Source organism: Microbacterium sp. Root61, from assembly GCF_001427525.1.
Taxonomy (GTDB): Bacteria; Actinomycetota; Actinomycetes; order Actinomycetales; family Microbacteriaceae; genus Microbacterium.
Window position 1 is genome coordinate 2,672,976 of sequence record NZ_LMGU01000001.1, and the last position, 23,095, is coordinate 2,696,070.

The 23,095-nt window shown below is 69.0% G+C and carries 20 protein-coding genes; 16 read left to right on the plus strand and 4 right to left on the minus strand.

What is annotated here, in order from left to right; all coding sequences use genetic code 11:
- Positions 1-85 precede the first annotated feature (85 nt).
- The 11 genes from ASD65_RS12670 (at position 86) to ASD65_RS12720 (ending at position 14,595) form a co-directional block, all read left to right on the plus strand.
- Positions 86-1,609 (plus strand): DUF7059 domain-containing protein, encoded by a 1,524-nt coding sequence (locus tag ASD65_RS12670; protein WP_056223180.1) that lies wholly within the window; start codon positions 86-88, stop codon positions 1,607-1,609.
- Between the two features lie 37 nt (positions 1,610-1,646).
- Positions 1,647-3,074 (plus strand): CCA tRNA nucleotidyltransferase, encoded by a 1,428-nt coding sequence (locus ASD65_RS12675; protein ID WP_056223182.1) that lies wholly within the window; start codon positions 1,647-1,649, stop codon positions 3,072-3,074.
- Between the two features lie 78 nt (positions 3,075-3,152).
- Positions 3,153-4,478, plus strand: a complete 1,326-nt coding sequence (locus ASD65_RS12680) for a GAF domain-containing protein (RefSeq protein ID WP_056223184.1) — start codon at positions 3,153-3,155, stop codon at positions 4,476-4,478.
- A gap of 152 nt (positions 4,479-4,630) precedes the next feature.
- Complete coding sequence (gene exaC, locus ASD65_RS12685) at positions 4,631-6,181, plus strand: acetaldehyde dehydrogenase ExaC (protein WP_056223186.1); 1,551 nt, start codon at positions 4,631-4,633, stop codon at positions 6,179-6,181.
- Positions 6,182-6,309: 128 nt separating this feature from the next.
- Complete coding sequence (locus ASD65_RS12690) at positions 6,310-6,705, plus strand: DUF779 domain-containing protein (protein ID WP_056223188.1); 396 nt, start codon at positions 6,310-6,312, stop codon at positions 6,703-6,705.
- 157 nt (positions 6,706-6,862) lie between these two features.
- Positions 6,863-8,194, plus strand: coding sequence for a glycosyltransferase (locus ASD65_RS12695; RefSeq protein WP_056223190.1), 1,332 nt, complete (start codon positions 6,863-6,865; stop codon positions 8,192-8,194).
- Positions 8,195-8,311: 117 nt separating this feature from the next.
- On the plus strand, positions 8,312-9,949 hold the full coding sequence (locus ASD65_RS12700; RefSeq protein ID WP_056223193.1) for an ABC transporter substrate-binding protein: 1,638 nt from the start codon (positions 8,312-8,314) through the stop codon (positions 9,947-9,949).
- Positions 9,950-10,041: 92 nt separating this feature from the next.
- The gene (locus ASD65_RS12705; RefSeq protein ID WP_056223195.1) at positions 10,042-11,130 is read left to right on the plus strand and encodes an ABC transporter permease; all 1,089 of its coding nucleotides are present in this window, start codon (positions 10,042-10,044) and stop codon (positions 11,128-11,130) included.
- Between the two features lies 1 nt (position 11,131).
- Entirely contained in the window at positions 11,132-12,124 is a 993-nt protein-coding gene (locus ASD65_RS12710) for an ABC transporter permease (protein ID WP_056223197.1), read from the plus strand.
- Positions 12,124-13,791, plus strand: coding sequence for an ABC transporter ATP-binding protein (locus tag ASD65_RS12715; RefSeq protein WP_056223199.1), 1,668 nt, complete (start codon positions 12,124-12,126; stop codon positions 13,789-13,791). The genes ASD65_RS12710 and ASD65_RS12715 overlap by 1 nt, the downstream gene beginning before the upstream one ends.
- Before the next feature lie 81 nt (positions 13,792-13,872).
- Positions 13,873-14,595 carry a TMEM175 family protein gene (locus ASD65_RS12720; RefSeq protein ID WP_235566697.1) on the plus strand — a complete coding sequence of 241 codons (723 nt, stop codon included), beginning with the start codon at positions 13,873-13,875 and terminating at the stop codon, positions 14,593-14,595.
- On the opposite strand, the gene ASD65_RS12725 is transcribed toward ASD65_RS12720, so the two are convergent.
- Both ASD65_RS12725 and ASD65_RS12730 read right to left on the minus strand, forming a co-directional pair.
- Positions 14,586-15,761, minus strand: a complete 1,176-nt coding sequence (locus tag ASD65_RS12725) for a hypothetical protein (RefSeq protein ID WP_056223201.1) — start codon at positions 15,759-15,761, stop codon at positions 14,586-14,588. The two genes, ASD65_RS12720 and ASD65_RS12725, sit on opposite strands and share 10 nt — an antisense overlap.
- Complete coding sequence (locus ASD65_RS12730) at positions 15,758-16,795, minus strand: hypothetical protein (RefSeq protein WP_056223203.1); 1,038 nt, start codon at positions 16,793-16,795, stop codon at positions 15,758-15,760. Before ASD65_RS12730 ends, ASD65_RS12725 begins: the two co-directional genes overlap by 4 nt.
- Before the next feature lie 181 nt (positions 16,796-16,976).
- Here ASD65_RS12730 and rpsF point away from each other — a divergent pair, with 181 nt between their 5' ends.
- From rpsF to rplI, 4 genes are all read left to right on the plus strand, one after another.
- A complete protein-coding gene (gene rpsF, locus ASD65_RS12735; protein WP_056223205.1) occupies positions 16,977-17,363 on the plus strand; it encodes a 30S ribosomal protein S6 in 387 nt (128 codons plus the stop codon).
- Between the two features lie 5 nt (positions 17,364-17,368).
- Positions 17,369-17,878 carry a single-stranded DNA-binding protein gene (locus ASD65_RS12740; protein WP_056223207.1) on the plus strand — a complete coding sequence of 170 codons (510 nt, stop codon included), beginning with the start codon at positions 17,369-17,371 and terminating at the stop codon, positions 17,876-17,878.
- A 77-nt stretch (positions 17,879-17,955) separates the two neighbouring features.
- Positions 17,956-18,213 (plus strand): 30S ribosomal protein S18, encoded by a 258-nt coding sequence (gene rpsR, locus ASD65_RS12745; protein ID WP_056223209.1) that lies wholly within the window; start codon positions 17,956-17,958, stop codon positions 18,211-18,213.
- Positions 18,214-18,222: 9 nt separating this feature from the next.
- Positions 18,223-18,675, plus strand: a complete 453-nt coding sequence (gene rplI / locus ASD65_RS12750; RefSeq protein ID WP_056223211.1) for a 50S ribosomal protein L9 — start codon at positions 18,223-18,225, stop codon at positions 18,673-18,675.
- A 115-nt stretch (positions 18,676-18,790) separates the two neighbouring features.
- On the opposite strand, the gene ASD65_RS12755 is transcribed toward rplI, so the two are convergent.
- Complete coding sequence (locus ASD65_RS12755; protein ID WP_082561744.1) at positions 18,791-20,077, minus strand: LPXTG cell wall anchor domain-containing protein; 1,287 nt, start codon at positions 20,075-20,077, stop codon at positions 18,791-18,793.
- A gap of 84 nt (positions 20,078-20,161) precedes the next feature.
- The gene (locus ASD65_RS12760; RefSeq protein ID WP_056223214.1) at positions 20,162-21,085 is read right to left on the minus strand and encodes a hypothetical protein; all 924 of its coding nucleotides are present in this window, start codon (positions 21,083-21,085) and stop codon (positions 20,162-20,164) included.
- 629 nt (positions 21,086-21,714) lie between these two features.
- Here ASD65_RS12760 and dnaB point away from each other — a divergent pair.
- Positions 21,715-23,082, plus strand: coding sequence for a replicative DNA helicase (gene dnaB, locus ASD65_RS12765; RefSeq protein WP_056223217.1), 1,368 nt, complete (start codon positions 21,715-21,717; stop codon positions 23,080-23,082).
- Positions 23,083-23,095: the final 13 nt, after the last annotated feature.

The window sequence follows — 23,095 nt, forward strand, 5'->3', positions numbered from 1 at the left end:
GCGAGTCTACGGTTCGCGCCTTGGAGGCCCCTGGTCCCACGCTGGTGGGCGCGGCGGGATCCGTCGCCGGTGTTTGAATGGTTCCGTGCTTGCCGACCCCTCACCCGACCTCTGTCGTGCTCTTGCCGACGACCTGCGCGCCGTCGACTTCACGTCGGCTGCACTCCGGCAGCAGTGGGGTCCGGTCGCGGATGACGCCATCGTGCGCGGCTTGCGCGCCGTGGCGCTGCGGGCGCTCGGCACCCAGCAGGATGCGCGCGCCGTGCTTGCGCGACTGTTCGTACTGGGCATTCCGCAGTCCGCCGCCGCCGTCGCCGCTGCACTCCCCCGCACCGGCGTCGCCGGGCTTCAGGCCCTCGGCGTGGCGCAGGCCGAGGGCGACGACATCCGTCCCCTCGCCCTGATCCGGCCGCAGTCGTTCGCCGACGACCTGGGCGACGGCGAATGGTGGATCGCCAGCGACCTCGACGAAGCCGCCGTGGGCGGGCCGCTGCCCGAAGACCACGTGCTCGGCGTCGGCGGGGCCTCGCTGACGCTGGCCGCGCTGCAACTGCCCACTCCCGCGGCGACCGCGCTGGACCTCGGCACCGGCTGCGGCATCCAGGCCCTGCGCGCCCGCCGGTCGACCGCGCACGTCGTGGCCACCGACATCTCGCAGCGCGCCCTGCACCTCACCCGCCTTAACGCGCTGCTCAACGGCGTCGATGGCATCGAGGTGCGTTTCGGCAGCATGTTCGAGCCGGTCGTCGGTGAGCGGTTCGACCGCATCGTGTCCAACCCGCCGTTCGTGATCACCCCTCGCGCCGAGGGGGTGCCCGCCTACGAGTACCGCGACGGCGGCATGGTCGGCGACGGCCTCGTCGAGGCGTTCACGCACGGCGTCGGCGAGCATCTGAGCACCGGCGGCGTGGCGCAGTACCTCGGCAACTGGGAGACCCGCGACGGCATCGACGGACTCGATCGGGTGCGCGGCTGGGTCGAGGCTGCACCCGTGCCGCTGGATGCCTGGGTGATCGAACGCGAGGTGCTGGACCCGCTGGCGTACGCCGAGCTGTGGATCCGCGACGGCGGAACGCTGCCCGGCAGCCCGGAGTTCACGCACCTCGTGGAGGCGTGGCTCGACGACTTCGCCGCGCGCGGCGTCACCGCGATCGGCTTCGGCTACGTCCTGCTTCGGCGGCCACCATCCGGCGACGCGCCCACCCTCGCCCGGTACGAGCGCGTCGGGCAGAGCCTCGGCGAGGGGCCGCTCGGCACCCACCTCGCGGAGGCCCTGGCCGCCCACGATCGACTCGCGCTGATGGATGACGCGGCGGTCGCGGCATCCGTCCTGACCGTCTCGTCCGATGTCACCGAGGCGCGCCATCACATGCCGGGGGTTGCGGATCCGAGCGTCATCGAGCTGCGTCAGGGCGGCGGATTCGCCCGCACCCTGACGAGCGATCCGGCACTCGCGGCGCTGGTCGGCGCGAGCGACGGCGACCTGACCGTCGGCGTGCTGATCGGTGCGATCGCCGATCTGCTGGAAGTGGATGCCGCGGCCCTCCGCGCCGACCTCCTCCCCCGCGTGCGCGAACTCCTCTTCACCGGATTCCTGCACTTCGCCTGACCTGATCGCCCACGCGACGCTCGGTAGGCTGGAACCCATGCTCAACATGGCCGAAGGTCTCGCGCGCCTGGACGCCCTGACCCGATCACCGGTCGTGGCGGCACTGGGTCGTGCCTTCGCCGATGCCGGACATGAACTCGCGATCGTCGGCGGCCCGGTCCGCGATGCACTGCTCGGTCGGCCGGTCAACGACCTCGACTTCACGACGGACGCGCGTCCCGACCAGATCCTGCGCCTCGTCAAGCCGATCAGCACGGCGCAGTGGGACATCGGCCGGGACTTCGGCACGATCGGCGCCCGCATCGCCGGCGAGCAGGTCGAGGTCACCACCTTCCGGGCCGACAGCTACGACGGACTCACCCGCAAGCCCACAGTGGAGTTCGGCGACACGCTCGAGGCCGACCTCGCCCGCCGCGACTTCACCGTGAACGCGATGGCGCTGCGCGTCCCCGGTCGCACCCTCGTCGACCCGACCGGCGGCGTCGAAGACCTCGTCGCCCGCGTCCTGCGCACGCCCGCAGACCCCGCCGTCAGCTTCGGCGACGACCCGCTGCGGATGCTGCGCGCCGCACGCTTCAGCGCGCAGCTCGGGTTCGACGTCGATGACGCGACGGTCGAGGCCATGACCGCGCTCCGCGAAACGCTCGCGATCATCAGCCCGGAGCGCATCCAGGGCGAGCTCGTGCGGCTGCTGCAGACCGACGATCCCGTGCGCGGCATCCGTCTCCTCGTCGACACCGGACTCATGGCCGAGTTCCTGCCCGAGGTGCCGGCACTGCGCCTCGAGGTCGACGAGCACCACCACCACAAAGACGTCTACGAGCATTCCCTCACCGTGCTGCGCCAGGCGATCGAGCTCGAACAGGAACGCAACCCCGGCGCGGCCCCCGATGTGGCGCTGCGCATCGCGGCGCTGCTGCACGACATCGGCAAGCCGGCCACCCGCAAGCTCGAGCCCGGCGGTGCGGTCACGTTCCACCACCACGACGTCAAGGGCTCGCGGATGGCGCGCAAGCGGTTGCAGGCGCTGCGCTTCGATTCCGATACGACCTCGTCGGTGAGCCAGCTCATCGAGCAGCACCTGCGGTTCTTCGGCTATGCGGAGGGCGCCTGGACCGACTCCGCGGTGCGCCGGTACGTGCGGGATGCCGGACCCGAGCTCGAGCGCCTGCACATCCTCACGCGTGCCGACGTGACGACGCGCAACAAGCGCAAGGCATCGCGCCTCGCTCACGCCTACGACGACATCGAGGAGCGGATCGCCGTCCTGCGCGAGCAGGAGGAGTTGGACGCGATGCGCCCGGAGCTCGACGGCAACCGCATCCAGGAGGTTCTCGGGATCCCGCCGGGGCGCGAGGTCGGCGAGGCGTACCGCTTCCTGCTCGATCTGCGTCTGGACGCCGGCATCCTCGGTGCCGATGAGGCCGAGCGCCGCCTGCGCGAGTGGTGGTCTGCCCGCGGTTGAGGGCCGCTTCACCCGCTGCGCTGTGACCGGCGGATCTACACTTGACGCGTCCACTCCTTCGACCCGATCGGAGAACGAGTGTCCTCGCCCTGGTCGCAGCGCCGCGACGTGTCTCCCGAGACCTCACGGCTGCTGATCGAGCGCGCGCACGAGGAGTTCGTGGGGGGCAACCACGCCGACCAGCGGCTGGGGGACGTCAGGCCCCTGATCCGCGACTCGTGGCGCAGGTCCAGGGCCGGCCTGGTCGGCGCTGACACCGCGCCGCCCCTGGACCTCGCTGCAGCAGAACTCGAGGAGTACCGTCGCGCGCACCCGCTCGCCTCGGTCATGGACATGATCAGGGGACTGCTGCTTCCCGGCGACGCGCGGGAGTCGGGAGTCGTGGTCGCCGTCGGCGACGCGGCCGGACGCCTGCTGTGGGTCGAGGGCGACCATGGCGTGCGTGCCCTGACGGCAGACCTCGGCTTCGTCGAGGGCGCGAACTGGTCGGAAGGCGCGGTCGGCACCGCGGCACCCGGCACCGCCCTCACCCTCGGTCGCTCGGTGCAGATCCACGGCGCGGAGCACTTCAACCGTCTCGTGCAGCCGTGGTCGTGCACGGCGGCGCCGGTGCACGATCCCGAGACCCGTCGGATCCTCGGCGTGATCGATGTGACCGGCGGCGTCGAGGCCGTGACGCCGCAGGCTCAGCTGCTGGTGGATGCCGCGGCCCGGGCGATGGAGGGTGAACTCCTGGTCGCGCGGCTGCGGGCCCGCGCCGAACCGTCACCGCCTCGGCGGCGCACCGCCCGCCCACGGGAGGCGACGCGCACGACGCTGCGAGTGCTCGGTCGAGACCGGGCCCTGCTGGAGACGGCCTCCGAGGGCGTGGAAACGGTGGTGGAACTCACCGCCCGACACGCGGAGATCCTCCTCATGCTCGCGGTCCATCGACAGGGACTGTCGGCCGAGCGTCTCGGTGAACTGGTCTACGGCGGACCCGATGCGGTCGACACCCTGCGGCCGGAAATCGTTCGACTGCGCCGGGTGCTGGCATCCCATGCACCCGGAGTCGTGCCGGAGTCTCGGCCGTACCGGCTCGCGGCCGCGCTGGAGACGGACGCACAGCATGTGCTCTCACTGCTGGATCGCGGCGCGCATCGGGTCGCACTCGCCGCGTACCGCGGTCCCGTGCTGCCCGAATCAGTCTCTCCCGGCGTCGAGCAGCTGCGTGAGGAGGTGCGTATCGCGCTGCGCGAGGCCCTCATGGCCGAGGCGAGGATCGATGTGCTCCTCGCCTTCGCCGACACGGCTGACGGTGCAGAAGACGGCGAGCTGCTCCGGCTGTGCCTGCAGGCGCTTCCGGCGCGCTCGCCGCGCCGCGCCGGACTCGTGGCCCGTATCGAGCGGCTCGAACAGGAATAGCCCCCGCAGAGCGGGGTACACCTTCCCCACTCCCCCCGGATGCGACTCCACGAGGACACGGGCGCAACGGAATGCAACGTTGCGCGGCCTAGCGTCGGGGCATCCGAGGCGGCCTCACCCGTCGCACCGCATGACCTGTCGAAGGAGACATCATGACCATCGTCGAAGAGGGCGTCTCGAGCGTGTACGCCGCCCCCAACACCCGCGGCGCCGTCGCCGACTACCGCTCGCGCTACGGCCACTACATCGGCGGCGAGTTCGTCGAGCCGGTGAAGGGCCAGTACTTCGAGAACATCAGTCCGGTCAACGGCAAGCCGTTCTGCGAGGTCGGCCGCGGCACCGTCGAAGACATCGACCGCGCGGTGGATGTCGCGTGGAAGGCGTTCGCGAGCTGGGGCAAGACCACCCCGGCCGAGCGGGCCAACATCCTCAACAAGATCGCCGACCGCATCGAGCAGAACCTCGAGCGCATCGCCGTCGCCGAGACGTGGGAGAACGGCAAGCCGGTCCGCGAAACCCTGGCCGCCGACATCCCGCTCGCCGTCGACCACTTCCGCTACTTCGCCGGGGTTCTGCGCGCGCAGGAAGGCTCGCTCAGCCAGCTGGACGAAGACACGGTGGCCTACCACTTCCACGAGCCGCTCGGCGTGGTGGGGCAGATCATCCCGTGGAACTTCCCCATCCTGATGGCCACCTGGAAGCTCGCCCCGGCGCTCGCCGCCGGCAACTGCGTCGTGATCAAGCCGGCCGAGCAGACGCCGGCATCCCTCCTCTTCCTCTTCGACATCATCGGCGACCTGCTCCCTGCCGGCGTCGTGAACATCGTCAACGGCTTCGGCATCGAGGCGGGGGCGCCGCTGGCGCAGCACAAGCGCATCCGCAAGGTCGCCTTCACCGGCGAGACCACCACCGGGCGCCTGATCATGCAGTACGCGTCGCAGAACCTGATCCCGGTGACTCTGGAACTCGGCGGCAAGAGCGCCAACGTCTTCTTCGAGGATGTCGCCCGCGACACCGAAGACAGCTATTACGACAAGGCGCTCGAGGGCTTCACGTTCTTCGCGCTGAACCAGGGCGAGGTGTGCACCTGCCCGTCGCGGGCGCTCATCCAGCGGTCCATCTATGACCGCTTCCTCGGTGACGGCCTCGACCGCGTGGCGAAGATCGTGCAGGGCAATCCGCTCGATCCGGCGACGATGATCGGTGCACAGGCCTCGAACGACCAGCTGGAGAAGATCCTCAGCTACATCGACATCGGCAAGCAGGGCGGGGCAAGACTGCTCGCGGGCGGCGAGCGGGTCGACCTCGGCGGAGATCTGAGTGGTGGGTACTACGTCGCCCCCACGGTGTTCGAGGGCACCAACGACATGCGGATCTTCCAGGAGGAGATTTTCGGTCCGGTCGTCTCGGTGACCTCCTTCGACGACTTCGCCGACGGCATTTCCATCGCCAACGACACGCTCTACGGTTTGGGAGCCGGCGTCTGGAGCCGTTCGGGCGACATCGCATACCGCGCCGGACGGGCCATCGAGGCGGGGCGCGTCTGGACGAACACCTACCACCAGTACCCCGCCCATGCGGCGTTCGGCGGATACAAGCAGTCCGGTATCGGGCGCGAGAACCACCTCAAGATGCTCGATCACTACCAGCAGACGAAGAACCTGCTCGTGTCGTATGCCGACGGAGCCATGGGCTTCTTCTGATCCCGACCTGTCCCACCCCACCCCCCCCGATCGCGAGACTGCACAGGGGCATCGAGACTGCGGGCACTACCCGCAGTCTCGACCGCCCGGTGCAGTCTCGCGGTCATTCGAGCGCCCGAGGAGTACGTATGGAACACACGCAGACCCATCGCCGCGTGGAACTGACGGATGCCGCGGCATCCCTCCTGCGGGACCTCACGCTCGTCCACGGACCCCTGATGTTCCACCAGTCGGGCGGCTGTTGCGACGGCAGTGCGCCGATGTGCTTCCCCGTCGGGATGTTCCTCACCGGACCCGGCGACGTGCACCTCGGCACCTTGACTGCGATCGGGTTGGACCCGATCGAGGTCTATATCTCGGCGGCGCAGTTCGAGTACTGGAAGTACACCCACCTCACGATCGACGTCGTCCCCGGCCGTGGTGCCGGCTTCTCGGTCGAGGGCCCGACGGGCAACCGCTTCCTCATCCGCTCCCGCATGCTCGATGACGCGGAGTTGGACTTCTTCGGCCTGGGCCCGCGGTAGTTGTGCGAGAACGTCGTCGGCGACGCAGGTATCACCGGCTGGCTCTGCGCCCTCCTCCCCGAGGACGCGGACTCGACCGCGCGCTCCGCCTATTGACTAGCCTTCTGGTGTGGTGAATACTCTCACGGTACGATCAACCCAGATGAAGGAACACCGTATGTCGACGTATCTCATCACCAGCACCCCGGCGCATGGGCACATCATGCCGCTGCTCCAGATCGCCCGCCACCTCGTCGACCAGGGGGACGAGGTGCGGTTCCTGACCTCCCGTCGCTACGCAGACAGTGTCCGGGCCAGCGGCGCGACCTTCGTCGCGCTGCCCGCGGAGGCGGACGTCGACCTCGACGACGCGGATGCCGCGTTCCCCGCCCGCGTCGGCCTGCGCGGGCCGGCGGCGCTGCGGTTCGATATGCTCAACCTCTTCCTGCGTCCTGCCTCCGCGCAGTTCGCGGCGGTGCGCGCCGAACTAGCGGCGTGGCCGGTGGATGCCGTGCTCACCGAGCCGCTGTTCATCGGTGCCGCGCTGCTGAATCGGATGCCGCGTGCCGAGCGCCCGCCTGTGGTGGTGCTGGGCATCTTCCCGCTCGGCATCGCCGATCCCGATGTCGCCCCGTTCGGGCTGGGGATCGCGCCGCTGCCCGGACCGATCGGCCGGCTCCGCAATTCGCTGCTGTCGACGGTGGCCGTGAAGGTCATCTTCGGCCCGATCCAGCGCGAAGCCGACGCGCTCAGTCGCCGCGAACTCGGGCAGCCGCTGGGCCGGTTCTTCCTGGACTGGCACAGCGCAGCGGATGCCGTGATCCAGTTCACCGTCGCCGGCTTCGAGTATCCGCGCCCCACCCTTCCCGCCACCGTGCACTTCGTCGGGCCGCTGCGTCCCGGCGCGAGCACCGCGCGACGCCCCGCCTGGTGGGCCGACCTGGAGGCCGATCGACCCGTCGTCCATGTGACCCAGGGAACGATCGCCAACACCGACTTCGAGCAGCTCGTGCTGCCGACGATCCGCGGCCTGGCCGACCGCGATGTGCTCGTTGTGGTCGCCACTGGCGGCCGCGCCCTGCCGGAGCCGGCCGAAGGCCTCCCCGACAACGTCCGCGTCGCGGACTACCTCCCGTACGACCAGCTCCTGCCGCTCGTCGATGTGATGGTCACGAACGGCGGGTACGGCGGGGTGCAGCAGGCGCTCGCCCACGGTGTGCCCCTCGTGGTCGCCGGTCAGACCGAGGACAAGGTCGAGGTCTCGGCCCGCGTGGGATGGAGCGGCACGGGGCTGAACCTGCGCACCAACCGTCCCACTGCAGCGCAGGTCGCGGCCGCGACCGACCGTGTGCTGCGTGAGGACTCCTTCCGCGCGCGGGCCGGAGTGCTGGCCGCGGAGATCGCCGCGGCATCCGCTCTGGAGGGTGTGAGCACGGTCCTGCAGGGCCTCGGGTCCGCGGGCGAGGCTTCGACGGACCCCGTTGCAGGCACCCAGACCCATCGCGCGTGAGTTTCGGTCTCATTACGAATCGCGAAGATGCTTGGCGCGAGAGGGTGCCGGGATAAGGATTGCCGACAGAGTTGCGCGACTGAGACGCAACCGGCTCCATACAGCGGAGGAAGCACTATGTCACTGCACCACAATCGGCGTGGCCGTCTCGGTCTCGCCATCGGCGCCATCGGGGTTTCGGCCCTCCTTCTGGCCAGCTGCTCCGGCGGCGGCGGGGGCACGGAATCCGGCGGCGGAGACGCCTCGGGCGACCCGATCGTCGTCGGCACGACCGACAAGGTCACCACGCTCGACCCGGCCGGTTCGTACGACAACGGCTCGCTCGCCGTTCAGACCCAGGTCTTCCCGTACCTGGTCAACACCGACTACAACAGCAACGAGGTCGTTCCCGACCTCGCCGAGTCGGCCGAGTTCACCTCGCCGACCGAGTACACGGTCAAGCTCCCCGCAGGCCTCAAGTGGGCCAACGGCAACGACCTGACCTCTGCGGACGTCAAGTTCTCGTTCGACCGCAACATCGCGATCGCCGACCCGAACGGCGCCTCCAGCCTGCTGTACAACCTCGATTCGGTCGCGACGCCGGATGACACCACCGTGGTCTTCACGCTGAAGACGGCCAACGACCAGGTGTTCCCGTTCATCCTGACCAGCTTCCCCGGCGCCATCGTCGACGACGAGGTGTTCGACGCCACGGCGCTCACCGCCGACCAGGACATCGTCGACGCCAACGCGTTCGGCGGCCCGTACGCGATCACGTCGTGGGACTTCAACAAGGCCGTCGAGTTCGTCCCGAACGAGAACTACAGCGGCCTGCTGGATGCCCCCGTCAACAGCGGTGTGATCCTGAGCTACTTCGCCGAGTCCTCGAACCTCAAGCTCGCGGTTCAGGAAGGCGATGTCGACGTCGCGTACCGCAGCCTGTCGGCCACGGACGTCGCCGACCTGCGCACCAACGACAAGGTCGCCGTCACCGACGGCCCCGGCGGCGAGATCCGCTACATCGTGTTCAACTTCGACACGCAGCCGTACGGCGCCACCACCCCTGAGGCCGACGCCGCCAAGGCGCTCGCCGTCCGTCAGGCCGTGGCCGACCTCGTCGACCGCGCGGAGATCGCCGACCAGGTCTACAAGGGCACCTACACCCCGCTGTACTCCTACGTTCCCGAGGGCTTCGCCGGTGCCACCGACGCGCTCAAGGGTCTGTACGGCGACGGCGACGGCGGCCCGGACGCAGACAAGGCCAAGGCGACCCTCGAGGCCGCGGGCGTCACGACGCCGGTCAAGCTGAGCCTGCAGTACAGCCCGGACCACTACGGCCCCTCCTCGGGTGATGAGTACGCCCTGGTGAAGTCGCAGCTCGAAGCAGACGGCCTCTTCGAGGTCGACCTGAAGTCGACCGAGTGGGTGCAGTACGCCAAGGATCGCACCTCGGACGTCTACCCGGCGTACCAGCTCGGCTGGTTCCCGGACTACTCGGACGCCGACAACTACCTGACCCCGTTCTTCCTGACGAAGAACTTCCTGGGCAACCACTTCAGCGACCAGCAGACGGAGGATCTCATCCTCCAGCAGGCCGTGGAGACCGACCCGGCGAAGCGCACGCAGGAGATCGAGGACATCCAGGCACGCGTGGCCGAGCTGCTCTCGACCGTGCCGCTGCTGCAGGGTGCACAGGTTGCGGTGAGCGGGACCGACGTCGACGGGGTCATCCTCGACGCGTCGTTCAAGTTCCGCTTCGCTCCCCTTGAGAAGTAGCGAATGAGCTCGATGGGGCGGCCTGCATGTCGGGCCGTCCCATCGGCATCCGCGCTTCCGGGCACCGAGCACCCCACAGTTAGGCCCCACCCATGACGTCCAGCGAAGTCGCGTCCGTCGAACAGCCACCACCGATGCTGGCACGCCGCCGCCCCTCCAGCGGGGGAACGCTGGGCAGGTACCTGTTGGTGCGGTTCCTGCTCATCATTCCGACGGTGTTCATCCTCGTCACGCTGGTGTTCTTCCTGATCCGCCTGACCGGCGATCCGATCACGGCGGCCCTCGGAGGACGCCTGCCCGCGGATCAGCTGCAGGAGCGCATCCACGAGGCGGGCTATGACCGGCCCGTGTTCGTGCAGTACATCGAGTACCTGGGCCAGATCTTCACCGGCAACTTCGGCACCAGCCTCACCGACAACCGGCCCGTCACCGAGGTCCTCATCAACTACGGGACGGCGACGCTCGAGCTCGTCATCTACGCGATGCTCGTCGCACTCATCGTGGGGCTTCCGCTCGGCATGGTCGCCGCAGCGAAGCGGGATCGCCCCGCGGATGCCGGACTGCGTGTCGGCGCCATCCTCTTCTACGCGACCCCGGTGTTCTTCGCCGGCCTCGTCGCCAAGCTCGTGTTCTCGGTCTGGCTCGGCTGGTTCCCGGTCAGCGGCCGCGCGAGCGTCCGCACGGAGATCGCCCTCAATCGGGACGGCGGAACGGGTCTCTACCTCATCGATGCCATCGCATCCGGCAACCCGGCGTACGTGCAGGACGTTCTCCTGCACGCCGTGCTCCCCGCGATGACGCTGGGTCTGGTGACGGCGGGCATCTTCCTCCGGCTCGTCCGGACGAACGTCATCGGCACGCACAACATGCCGTACATCGACGCCGCTCGCTCCCGCGGCATCAGCGAATACCGCCTCGTGCGCAAGCACGCGTACAAGCCGGCGCTCATCCCGATCGTCACCGTCATCGGCCTCCAGGTCGCGCTCCTGCTCGGCGGCGCGGTGCTGACGGAGACGACCTTCGAATGGCAGGGGCTCGGCTTCCAGCTCACGAAGTACCTCGCCTCGCGCGACTTCGTCGCCGTGCAGGGCATCGTGGCGCTGATCGCCATCATCGTGGCGCTGACCAACTTCTTCGTCGACGTCATAGCCGCGTTCCTCGACCCGAGGGTGAGGTACTGACATGGCGAAGCGTCGTCTGCGCGATCGTCTCCCCGTCGTCCATCAGCTTCGCCAAAGCGTCGGCCTGCAGCGCGGGATGCTCGTGGCCGGTCTCGTCCTCGCGGCGATCTTCCTCGTGCTCGCAGTCTTCGCCCCGTGGATCGCGCCGTACCGCTACAACCAGCTGCGGGGGCCGGACGGCAACTTCGGTGCCCAGCAGCCGCCCAGCGCCGAGCACTGGCTCGGCACGACCGTCGGCGGGTACGACGTGCTCTCGCGAGCGATCTGGGGCGCCCAGACGGCACTGCTGGTCATCGTCGTCGCCCTCATCGCGTCCGTGTTCATCGGCATCCTCATCGGTCTCGTCTCGGGCTACCTGAGCGGATGGGTCGACCGCGTGCTCGTGGTCATCGCCGACGCGATCTACGCGTTCCCGACGCTGCTGCTGGCGATCGTCGTCGCCATCGCCATCAGCGGAGGGCAATCGGGCCTCTGGCCGGGCGTCATGGCCGCCGCGATCTCGATCACGGTCGTCTTCATCCCGCAGTACTTCCGGGTCGTGCGCTCTGAGGTCGTGCGGATCAAATCAGAGGCGTTCGTCGAGTCCGCCAAGGTGATCGGCGCCTCGACGCCCCGCATCATGTTCGTCCATGTGCTGCGCAACGCGACGCGCTCGCTGCCGCTCATCGTCACCCTGAACGCGTCGGAGGCCATCTCGACGCTCGCCGCTCTCGGCTTCCTCGGGTTCGGCATCGAGCCGACGGCCGCCGCCGAGTGGGGATACGACCTGAAGGCCTCGATCGGCGACGTCTCCGCCGGAATCTGGTGGACCGCGATTCCCCCGGGTGTGGCGATCCTGCTGACGATCCTCGGGATCACCCTCATCGGCGAGAGCCTGAACGACCTGGCCGACCCCCGCTTGCGGGCCCGTCGTCGCGCCGTGAGCCAGACGCCCGCCGACGCCGTCGCCGCGACCCAGCCGGTATCACGCGAATTCATGGGAGAGGTGGAGTGATGGCCGCCGTGCCCGCAGCATCCGAGCAGCTCGCGGTGGACATCCGCGACCTCGATGTCACGTTCGCGACGGACGGCGGTGACGTCCGCGCGGTGCGCGGCGTGACACTCGACGTTCGACGCGGCGAAGTGCTCGCGATCGTCGGCGAGTCCGGCAGCGGAAAGACCGTCACCGCCCGCACGATCCTGGGGCTGCTGCCCGAGACGGCGCTGCTGGAGGGGACCGTCGTCCTCGATGGCACCGACATCGTGGGCCTCGGCAAGGACGAGCTGCGCCGGGTGCGCGGCACGAAGGCCGCGATGATCTTCCAGGAGCCCTCAACCGCCCTCAATCCGGTCTTCACGGTGGGCTGGCAGCTTGCGGAAGGTCTGCGCGCCCACGGGAAGTACACGAAGTCGCAGGCGCGGACGCGTGCGATCGAGATGCTGCGTCGCGTCGGCATCCCAGAACCGGACAAACGGGTCGACGACTATCCGCACCAGTTCTCGGGCGGCCAGAAGCAGCGGATCGTCATCGCGACGGCGCTCGCCCTCGAGCCGACCGTGATCATCGCGGACGAACCGACGACCGCGCTCGATGTCACGGTGCAGGCGGAGATCCTCGACCTGCTGCGCAGGCTGCGCGATGAGGACAACACCGCCATCGTGCTGATCACCCACAACATGGGCGTCGTCGCCGACCTCGCCGACCGGGTCGCCGTGATGCTGGACGGCGAGATCGTCGAGACCGCGACGGCGACCGAGCTGTTCTCGGCTCCGCAACACGAGTACACGCAGAAGCTGCTCGCCGCCGTCCCGCGCCTGACCATCGCCGATCGGCAGCTCGCCGCATCGCCCACCGCGGTCGCGCCTGTGGTTGCGGCGGACGAGCTCGTCATCGAATACGCCGGACGCTTCGGACGCTCCGCGTTCCGCGCCGTCGACCGCGTGAGTTTCACGATCGCCCCGGGCGAGGTGCTCGGGCTGGTCGGCGAGAGCGGATCGGGGAAGACGACCATCGGTCGAGCCATCGCGGGACTCACGCCCGTCGCGGGCGGATCGCTGCAGGTGCTCGGCACCGAGATGCTCGGGGTGAAGGAACGCGACTTCCGCAAGCGCCGCAAAGAGCTCGGCTTCGTCTTCCAGGACCCCGCCACCAGCTTCAACCCGCTGCTGACGATCGCGCAGAACGTCGCCGAGCCGTTGATCGTCCATGGCGGGGCCAAGGATGCCGCGGCGGCACGCCCGAAGGTCGACGACCTCCTCGAGTCGGTGCAACTGCCCCGTGCGTTCGGTGACCGATTCCCGCACGAGCTGTCCGGCGGGCAGCGGCAGCGCGCCTCACTGGCGCGAGCGATCGCCCTGGATCCGAAGCTGCTGATCGCGGACGAGCCGACCAGCGCGCTGGACGTCTCGGTGCAGGCGCGCGTGCTGGAGCTGTTCGCCGAGCTTCAGGAGCGCTTCGGATTCGCGACCCTGTTCATCACGCACGATCTGGCCGTGGTCGACATGCTCGCCCACCGCATCGTGGTGCTGCACAAGGGCGAGATCGCCGAAGAGGGTACTACCGCGAGCGTGCTGGGGAATCCGCAGGATCCGTACACCCGTCGCCTCATCGCGTCGCTGCCGGTGCCGGACCCGCTCGAACAGGCGGCTCGCCGGGAGCTCTGGCGCAGCACGCGCCAGTAGCACCTCGACCCCGCTGGTCTGGTGAGAACCGGTCCGGCGCGGGAGGATGGCGTCACGGCGAGGCGGGAGCGAGGAGGCGCGGTGTCAGAACACGACGATCGCGCCGCGCGCACCGACGGTGCGGGCGGCGGCGCTGCGGAGACGGGCGACGCGGCGTCCACGCTGGAAAGCCTGGCCTCGGCCGAGCGGGTGAAGGCGTTCACCGACGCCGTCGTCGCGATCGCCATGACCCTGCTGATTCTGCCGCTGCTCGACACCATCAGCGATGCAGCCGCCCAGAAGCTGACCACACTCGACTGGCTGCAGGAGAACTCGGCGGCCCTGATCGTCTTCGTGCTGAGCTTCGTGATCATCGCGAACTTCTGGGTGAGTCATCACCGGCTGTTCGCCCGTGTCGACCTGGTGTCGAACGGTCTGCTCTGGATCACGATCGCGTGGATGCTCACGATCGTGTGGTTGCCGGTCGCGACCGCGATGACAGGGCAGATGGACACCGATCCGCTCCAGGAGGTGCTGTACATCGGCACGATGGCACTCAGCAGCACGTTGCTCCTGGTCGCCCGGCTGTATCTGCGCGCGCACCCCGAGTTGCACAGCATCCCGCCCGACCGGCTGCGTCGCGGGCTCCTCGCGGACGTGATCATCCCGGTGATGTTCCTGGTGTGCCTGGTGGTCGCGGTCGCGTCGCCCGTGATCAGCTACTCCGCGCTCTTCCTGATGTTCCTGGTCGTGCCGATTCATCGCGTCGCGCTGGGAGTGCTGGGTCGGCGGGAGCGCGGAGCCGATTCGGTGACTCAGCGGTAGAGCAGGGTGAAGCCGCCGAGCTGGATGAACAGCCACACGGCGACGAACAGCACGGTGATGACGATGGTGATCACGGGCATCCCTCGACGCAGCCTGCGACCCTCGGCGGCGACGCCGGGCGGCGGTCGCAGCGACGCGGTCGGGGCGGAGAAGGGCAGAGCGGATGCCGCGGCCGGACCTGCCGCATCCGTCGGGCCGACAGCGCGGCCGATCCGCGCGCGGGCTGCGGCCTCCGTCTCGAGCCGCTCGTCCCGCCAGCGGCCCCACTGCGCGAGCTTGTCCAGCAGCGCGCCCACGACCGAGAACAACCAGGCCCATGTCGCCGGATCGAGCGTGGAGAAGTCGCGCTTGGCGTAGAGGAACAGCCAGTCGTCCACGATTTCGACGTCCATCGCGGCGGCGTTGTCGATGAAGCGGGCCATGATGTCGGGCGTGAAGAGGTAGAGGGCATCGCCTTCGTACCCGCGCGGCGAGTACAGCGCGAAGCTCTTGTCGAAGTCGCCTTCCAGGCTCAGACGCTGATCGCGATCGAACGGGATCGGCAGGTTCGAGCCGAAGAGGCTGTTGTTGCTGAGGGCGTCCAGCACGATGTGCGGCAGCGGGACGTCGAGCCTGACGGCGACGTACCCCCAGCGGTGAGTCGTGCGGTTCTTCCCCGAGCCGGTCGTGTACCGGTAGTTGCCGAACTCGACGAAGCGCGGCTTGGTGCCGCGCACCAGGTCGACAGCCTGTCGTCCGCCGCCCTGGCCGAAGATCATCCCCGGCAAGGACGGATCATTCAGGACCGGGACATAGGTCATGCCGTTGGCGCGCGCGAACCTGTCGAGCCGGTACCGGCGGACGCCCACGCCCCCGCGGAAGCGGAGCAGTCGCCACCCGAGGTATCCGACGACGAGCGCGATGAGGACGACCGGAAGGAAGGTCGTCAGCCGCGGCCCGGTGCCGCTGGCGCCGAAGCTGGTGGTGCCGATCACCGAGGTCGCGACCGAGATGAAGACGAAGAGGAACAGCACCACGGCGAACACGGTGGCGGCGGCCGTGACGAGGCCGCCTGCGGAGCCGGGGCCGCCCTGTGCCCGCAGGCGACGCGTGTACTCCTGCACGGCAGCCCGATCCACGGGCTCGACCAGCGGTGTCGGATCGAACGAGGAGACGGTCCCGCTCAACGGTTCACCTCGTCGGCGTCCCAGGTGAGGGCTGTGCCCTCGCGAACGGGTGAGGTCTCGAGGCGCTCGTCGGCCTGCAGGGCGCGGATCAGCTCGGAGCTGCCGCCCACGATCGTCGAGTCGTAGTCGATCTCGGACACCATCACCCACGCACGGTCGGCGGGCCAGATGAGGTTGGGTGACTCGGCATCCGGGGCGAGCCCCTCGGTCCCGCTCTCGCCGCCGGCCCACGGAACCTGGCGAATCCAGTCGGTGTCCGTCAATTCGGAGATCCCTCCGCGGAACAGGAGGTAGTCGCGACCCGGGAGCCGCAGGCGCTCACCGCGCGAGATCTCGTCCGAGAGGATGCCGGGTTGCCAGGTCGGGCGCCCGAGCACTGTATTGAAGGAGTCATGGATGCTGCGACCCAGCATCGTGTTGTGCTGGTCGTACATCGCGGCCTCCGCCGCGCGCCGTGCGCCGTCGTCAGGGCCGTCGGTATCGGTGTCGCCACCGGTACCGATCTGGAAGAAGGTCCGCGACGGCGTCTCGCCGAAGAAGCCGACGAGTCCGCCCCATCCCTCCCACACCGCGACGAACCCGTCATCCGGTGTCGAGGTGTGGGCGACCAGGTGCTGCGCGGCCGCCGCCACGAGGTCGCCATCGAGGTTGCCCTCGGGCGGAGCGTCGTACTGTCGGCCGTCAGGTGCGATCGTCTGCTGCCATCCGGTGGCGTCCATGGGCGTGCGCACGATGCGGCCCCACTGCGCGGAGGCGTGCAGCGTGGTGCCGAACGCGCTCGCCGCTTCGCGCCATGTGGTCGGGGCGTACTGCATCCCGGCGCTGAGTCGTTGACGGTCGCGCTCCGGCATGCGCACCCACTCCTCTGCGGAGGGCACCGGCCGATCCGGCAGCCAGGCGACATGCGGGCGGTGGAAGATGCGGATGTACGCAGGGAACCCCCGCGGCACCATGTCGTGCATCGTGCCGCGCCAGGGATCGTCGAGACCCTCGCGGATCCATTCGCCGTACCCGACCTCATCCGTCCACTCCATGTCGCCACGCTACCCGCCGACGATCCCGGAGCATGCGGATTGGGGCCCGGATCAGGCATCCGCTACACTATGAAGGTTGTCCGGTGGCGGCCCAGCCCGCGTAAGTCCAGGATGACGTGCACACACCCTCCTGCTCCCGGGAAATGCCCGGCAGCCGTTCTAGTCCGAAGGAGGTGGGTTAGTGACGCACCAGTACGAACTCATGGTCATTCTGAACCCTGAGATCGATGAGCGAACTGTGGCCCCGAGCCTCGACAAGTTCCTCAAAGTCATCACGAACGATGGTGGCTCGATCGAAAAGGTCGACGTGTGGGGCAAGCGCCGTCTCGCGTATGAGATCCAGAAGAAGAACGAGGGCATCTACGCCGTCGTCAACTTCACCGCTACGAGCGAGGCCACTCAGGAACTCGACCGTCAGCTGAAGCTCAACGAGCAGATCATGCGCACCAAGGTCCTTCGCGCAGAAGAGGCCATCGCGCAGGTCGCCGCCGAGCAGAAGCGCTCCGAGGAGAAGGCCGCCCGCAAGGCTGCCCGTCCCGCCAAGCCCGCTGCGAAGCTGGACGCGTAACCCTCATGGCCGGCGAGACGATCATCACCGTCGTGGGAAACCTCACGGCTGATCCTGAGCTGCGCTACACGCAGGGTGGACTCCCCGTCGCGAACTTCACGATCGCGTCGACGCCCCGCAACTTCGACCGTCAGGCGAACGAGTGGAAGGACGGCGAAGCGCTGTTCCTCCGCGCGTCGGTCTGGCGCGAGTTCGCGGAGCACGTCGCCGGCTCGCTGACGAAGGGCTCCCGTGTCGTCGCGACCGGTCGCCTGAAGCAGCGGTCCTACGAGACGAAGGAAGGCGAAAAGCGCACTTCCATCGAGCTCGAGGTCGATGAGATCGGTCCCTCGCTGCGGTACGCGACGGCTCAGGTCACGCGTGCGGCATCCAGCGGTGGCGGCGGCGGACAGCCCCGTGGCCAGGTTGCCGACGAGCCGTGGTCGACCCCCGGGTCGGCCGCACCGGCAGCTGCTGCCGGCGGCGCCGACGCATGGAGCGCCCCGGGCGCTTACGGCGACGACACCCCGTTCTGATTCACAGATTTCGGATGCTGCATTCTGAGCGCTTGCGCTGAGCCGCGGCATCCGAGCACATACCCAAGGAAGAAAACATGGCTGGAAAGTCGAGCGGCGACCGCCGCAAGCCCCGCGCCAAGGGTGGCAAGAACGCCGCCCCGGCGAAGGCGATCCGTGTTGGCGTCATTGACTACAAGGACGTCCCCACGCTTCGCAAGTTCATCTCGGAGCGTGGGAAGATCCGCGCCCGTCGTATCACCGGTGTCTCGGTGCAGGAGCAGCGTCTGATCGCCCGTGCGATCAAGAACGCGCGCGAAATGGCGCTCCTGCCTTACGCCGGCGCTGGCCGCTAAGGAGCCCTCATGTCGAAGCTGATTCTCACGAACGAGGTCGCTGGGCTCGGTAGCGCCGGTGACGTCATCGAGGTCAAGAACGGGTACGCCCGCAACTACCTCATCCCCCAGGGCTACGCAGTGGCCTGGACCCGCGGTGGCGAGAAGCAGGTTGCGTCGATTCGCGCAGCCCGCGAGGCGCGCGCGATCCACGACCACGATGAGGCCCTTGCCCTCAAAAACACCCTCGAGACCAACAAGGTCAAGCTTGCCGTCAAGGCCGGCGCCGAGGGTCGCCTGTTCGGATCGGTCAAGACCGATCACGTCGCCGCCGCGGTCAAGGCCGCCGGTTTCGGTGACCTGGACAAGCGCAAGATCCACATCACCACGCCGATCAAGCTGGTGGGCGAGCACGAGGCCACGATCCGTCTGCGCGACGACGTGACCGCCGTGATCACCCTTCAGGTGGTCGCCGCCAAGTAGTACTCGCTTCACGCGAGAGCGGATGCCGCGACCCTTCGGGGTCGCGGCATCCGTCGTTTCCGCACGTGCGGATGGGGGGCGGACCGATCCAGGCGTTGCCGGCCCGCCCCTCACCTCACGCCGTGCGGCGCCGCGACACGAGCGCGCCGCCGACCCCCGCGAGCGCCAGGCCCGCGAGGAGCGCCGCGAGTGCGCTCGTCCCCCCTGTCGCGGCGAGCTCGGTGGAGCTCGTCACTGCGGCCGACCCGACGCCCGTGGTGCCGCCCGGCGTGGTGCCGGGCACGGTCGGTGTCGTCGGGTCGACCGGGTCTGTGGGATCGGTCGGGTCGACCGGGTCGGTGGGATCCGTGGGCACGATGCCCGGGGTCTCGGTCGTGCTGTCACCGATGACCGAGACGGCATTGCCGCCGACGGTGATCGGGGCGGTGAGGCCGAGCAACACCTGCGTGCCGCCGAGGAGACCGCCCAGACCGCTCGTCGTCGCGCCCGGTGTCGCCGTGCCGCCTGAGGTGGCCGGCGCCGTGGCACCCGTGCTCGTGCTGTCGCCGACGACGGAGATCGCGTTGCCGACCGCGGTGACCGGGGCGACGATGTTGCCGAGCACCTGGGTGCCCCCGAGGATGCCGTCCTCGCCGGTGGTGTTGCCTGTCGGTCCTGCCATGCCCGCAGCGGGTGCTGCCGGCGCCGTGGCACCCGTGCTCGTGCTGTCGCCGACCACCGAGATCGCGTTGCCGACCGCGGTGATCGGGGCGACGACGTTCGGGATCACCTGTGTGCCGCCGAGGATGCTGTCCTCGCCGGTGGTGGTGCCGGATGGTCCCGCCGTCGTCGAGGTTCCGGCGGCGGGTGCCGCAGGAGTCGCTCCGCCGGTCGAGCTGCTGTCTCCGAGGACGGAGATCGCGTTGCCCGTGACGGTGATCGGGACGTTGACCGAGATCAGCGCCTGCGTGCCGGACAGGAGACCGTCCACGCCGGACGTGGTCACCGGGGCCGGTGCCGGAGCAGCGGCCGGTGCGGCAGCCGGTGCTGCCGTCGCACCGGTGGACGACGAGTCGCCGAGTACGGCGACCGCGAGCCCGCTGACCGTCACCGGCAGATTGATGCCGATCACGGCCTGGGTGCCCGAACCGACGCCGTCGGCGCCGGAGGTGGATGTCGCGGCCGGAGCCGCTGCGGGCGCCGGCGCCGGAGCGACAGCCTGCGTCGACGACGAGTCGCCGAGTACAGAGAGGGCGTTGCCCACGATGGTGAGCGGGGCTTGAACATTCAGGAGCGCCTGGGTGCCGGAGAGCAGCCCATCATCCCCCGAAGTCTCGGCCGCGTTCGCGACCGTTGCGCCGAGCAGCGTGATGCCCCCGGCCAAGAGCGTGCCCAAGAGGGCGCGCATGACGAAACTACGCATGGTGATACTCCCTTGCAATGACGAATGGATGCGCGCGGGTGCGCGCCGAAGCTCTTGCCGCGCGAGAGCGCGGCGGAGCATCCGTCAGTCGGGAGAGACGTCTGTGGCGAGAGTGGGCGCCGTCGGCGCGTCGTCGTCCGTCCAGCCGCGTCGACGCACCCAGGCACGGTGTGCGACGAACGGCCCGAAGGCGAGCAGCGCGGCAGCGCCGGGTCCCGTGCCACCGGAACCCGTGGAAGACCCGCCCCAGGGGGCGCAGAGCCCGGGAGGCGAGGAAGAACTGTGCGCCGCTCCCCCGAGTGGGGTCGCGGCGGAAACTGCGGTCACAGCCACACCGGCCGTCGACGGCCACCACGCATCGCGCCGGTGACCGGGCGCGCCGGCGTCACCACCGACGAAGGTGGGCGCATTGCCGATGGCGAGCGCGACCCCCGTGGGGACGCCCGCCGTGACGGTGCCGTCCGAGGGGCTTCCCGGCACGACGACGCCCGGGATGCCGGTGATGGGCGGCACGATCGTTCCGACCGAGCCGTCCACCGTTCCGACCACACCGGAGAGGGTGCCGTCCACGGTGCCGGCGACATCCGTCAATGCGTTGTCGACGCCCAGCGTCGTGACGAGCTTGCCCACGACCGGCACCGCTCCGACGACCGCGACGACCGGGTCGACGATGTCCGAGACGACCCCGGTGTCCACGAGCTGTCGCACCGGAGCGGTGACGGCCCGCACGGTGTCGGTGACCGTCGAGACCAACGGCGCGGCGGGCGGGACGACGGTGGTGACGGTCTGCACGACCGGGGTGACGACGGCCGTGGTGGCCGTCTGCACGGCACCGGTGGCCACGCCGGTCACGGCCGATACCGTGTCGTCGACGAGGCCGGTCACGGCGCCGAGGAGTCCGCCACGGTCCGTGTCGTCGTCTGCGTGTGCGAAAGAGGCACCCCAACCGAGCGCCGCCGTGAGCAGGATCCATCCCAGCGCGACGAAGACGCCCGCTGCTGCGAGCATCGTGACCCGCGAAAGGGGTCTTGTCTGAGCCGGAACCACGTCAACCTCCACGACGAAAAACGCCGTCACATTCCGAGTGGAATGCGACCGGGGGTGCCTGGAATGCCGACGCTATCGCGCCGTCCGGTGCCGTGTCCAGTGCCTTTGCGACGATTCCGCGCCCGAGGCGCCGATCGGGCGCGGAATCCGGGGTCGTCGGCAGCGGAGGCTGTCCGGATCTGTGCACAACCCGGCTAGCGCATTCCAACCTTCAAGCCGGACTTCAACCACATCCCCCTCCACAGGGTGTGGAAACACAAAGCCCAGGTCATGCGCGATAAAAAAGTCTCGACACGCCCGAACCGCGAATGTTATCCACAGTGGTTGTACACAGGCCAGGCGGCGTTTCCCGCAATCTCTCCACAGAGTTATCCACAGGCCCAGTTGCGGATGGGAAGGGTGCTCTCTAGCGTGGGGTGCGGCCCATCGAAGGACAGCGTCACGACCGGTTTTCGAGCCGATGTCGGAGGTGCGTGATCTGCTGAGGCGGGTGAACGGATGCCGCGGCATCCGCAATCCTGCCGACGCGTGTCCGCGCGCGCACGCAGCGGACGCTGCAACCCGATGGGATGACAGGAGGACAATCGCCTATGTCGATCGTCGACATCCCCGAGGAGCGCTTCGGCGGCTCTCGTCCCCCTGAGCGGACGCCGCCGCATGACCTGCTGGCCGAGCAGAGCGCTCTGGGCGGCATGCTGCTGTCGAAGGATGCCGTCGCCGATGTCATCGAGACGCTGCGCGGTGCCGACTTCTACGTGCCCAAGCACGAGCTGATCTACGAAGCGGTCCTCACCCTCTACTCGCACGGCGAGCCCACCGACGTCGTGGCCGTCACCGATGAGCTGATCAAGTCGGGCGAGCTGCAGCGCGCCGGCGGTGCCGACTACCTGCACACCCTGACCTCGATCGTGCCGACCGCGGCGAACGCCGGGTACTACGCGACGATCGTGCAGGAGCGCGCACTGCTGCGTCGACTGGTCGAGGCCGGGACCCGCATCGTGCAGATGGGCTACTCCGGCCAGGGCGAGGCACTCGACCTCGTGAACAACGCCCAGGCCGAGATCTACTCGGTCACGGGCGCCGAGGCCACCGAAGACTACGTGCCGCTCGAGGTGGCCGTCAGTGCCGCCATCGACGAGATCGAGGCCGCCCGCGGCCGCGATGGTCAGATGACCGGCATCCCGACCGGCTTCTCCGGGCTCGACCAGCTCACCAACGGCCTGCACCCCGGTCAGATGATCATCATCGCCGCCCGACCCGCCATGGGTAAGTCGACACTCGCGCTCGACTTCGCCCGCACCGCGGCCGTCAAGCACAACTTCCCGACGATCTTCTTCTCCCTCGAAATGGGCCGCAGCGAGATCGCGATGCGTCTGATGAGCGCGGAGGGCGCCGTGCCGCTGCAGAGCATGCGCAAGGGCACGCTCGACTCCCGCGACTGGACCACGATCGCCTCGACGCGCGGTCGCATCAACGACGCACCGCTCTACATCGACGACAGCCCGAACATGACGCTGGTCGAGATCCGCGCGAAGTGCCGACGCCTCAAGCAGCGCGTCGGACTCAAGATGGTCGTCATCGACTACCTCCAGCTGATGACCAGCGGCAAGCGCGTGGAGTCGCGCCAGCAGGAGGTCTCGGAGTTCTCCCGTGCACTGAAGCTCCTCGCGAAGGAGCTGCAGGTGCCGGTCATCGCCCTGTCGCAGCTGAACCGTGGCGCCGAGCAGCGAGCCGATAAGAAGCCGGCCCTGTCCGACCTGCGTGAGTCCGGCTCGATCGAGCAGGACGCCGACATGGTCGTGCTGCTGCACCGCGAGGCCGCGTACGAGAAGGACAGCCCGCGCGCCGGCGAGGCAGACCTGATCGTCGCCAAGCACCGTAACGGTCCGACCGACACGATCACGGTCGCGTTCCAGGGCCACTTCTCGCGCTTCACCGATATGGCCGTCGGGGTCTAGTCGCACGCACCTC

Excerpts from the sequence above, each read along its gene's own strand:
- ASD65_RS12675 (WP_056223182.1), top strand. The coding sequence starts at position 1,647 with ATGCTCAACATGGCCGAAGGTCTCGCGCGCCTGGACGCCCTGACCCGA.
- exaC (WP_056223186.1), top strand. The coding sequence starts at position 4,631 with ATGACCATCGTCGAAGAGGGCGTCTCGAGCGTGTACGCCGCCCCCAAC.
- ASD65_RS12690 (WP_056223188.1), top strand. The coding sequence starts at position 6,310 with ATGGAACACACGCAGACCCATCGCCGCGTGGAACTGACGGATGCCGCG.
- ASD65_RS12695 (WP_056223190.1), top strand. The coding sequence starts at position 6,863 with ATGTCGACGTATCTCATCACCAGCACCCCGGCGCATGGGCACATCATG.
- ASD65_RS12700 (WP_056223193.1), top strand. The coding sequence starts at position 8,312 with ATGTCACTGCACCACAATCGGCGTGGCCGTCTCGGTCTCGCCATCGGC.
- ASD65_RS12705 (WP_056223195.1), top strand. The coding sequence starts at position 10,042 with ATGACGTCCAGCGAAGTCGCGTCCGTCGAACAGCCACCACCGATGCTG.
- ASD65_RS12710 (WP_056223197.1), top strand. The coding sequence starts at position 11,132 with ATGGCGAAGCGTCGTCTGCGCGATCGTCTCCCCGTCGTCCATCAGCTT.
- ASD65_RS12715 (WP_056223199.1), top strand. The coding sequence starts at position 12,124 with ATGGCCGCCGTGCCCGCAGCATCCGAGCAGCTCGCGGTGGACATCCGC.
- ASD65_RS12730 (WP_056223203.1), bottom strand. The coding sequence starts at position 16,795 with ATGGAGTGGACGGATGAGGTCGGGTACGGCGAATGGATCCGCGAGGGT.
- ASD65_RS12740 (WP_056223207.1), top strand. The coding sequence starts at position 17,369 with ATGGCCGGCGAGACGATCATCACCGTCGTGGGAAACCTCACGGCTGAT.
- rpsR (WP_056223209.1), top strand. The coding sequence starts at position 17,956 with ATGGCTGGAAAGTCGAGCGGCGACCGCCGCAAGCCCCGCGCCAAGGGT.
- rplI (WP_056223211.1), top strand. The coding sequence starts at position 18,223 with ATGTCGAAGCTGATTCTCACGAACGAGGTCGCTGGGCTCGGTAGCGCC.
- ASD65_RS12755 (WP_082561744.1), bottom strand. The coding sequence starts at position 20,077 with ATGCGTAGTTTCGTCATGCGCGCCCTCTTGGGCACGCTCTTGGCCGGG.
- ASD65_RS12760 (WP_056223214.1), bottom strand. The coding sequence starts at position 21,085 with ATGCTCGCAGCAGCGGGCGTCTTCGTCGCGCTGGGATGGATCCTGCTC.
- dnaB (WP_056223217.1), top strand. The coding sequence starts at position 21,715 with ATGTCGATCGTCGACATCCCCGAGGAGCGCTTCGGCGGCTCTCGTCCC.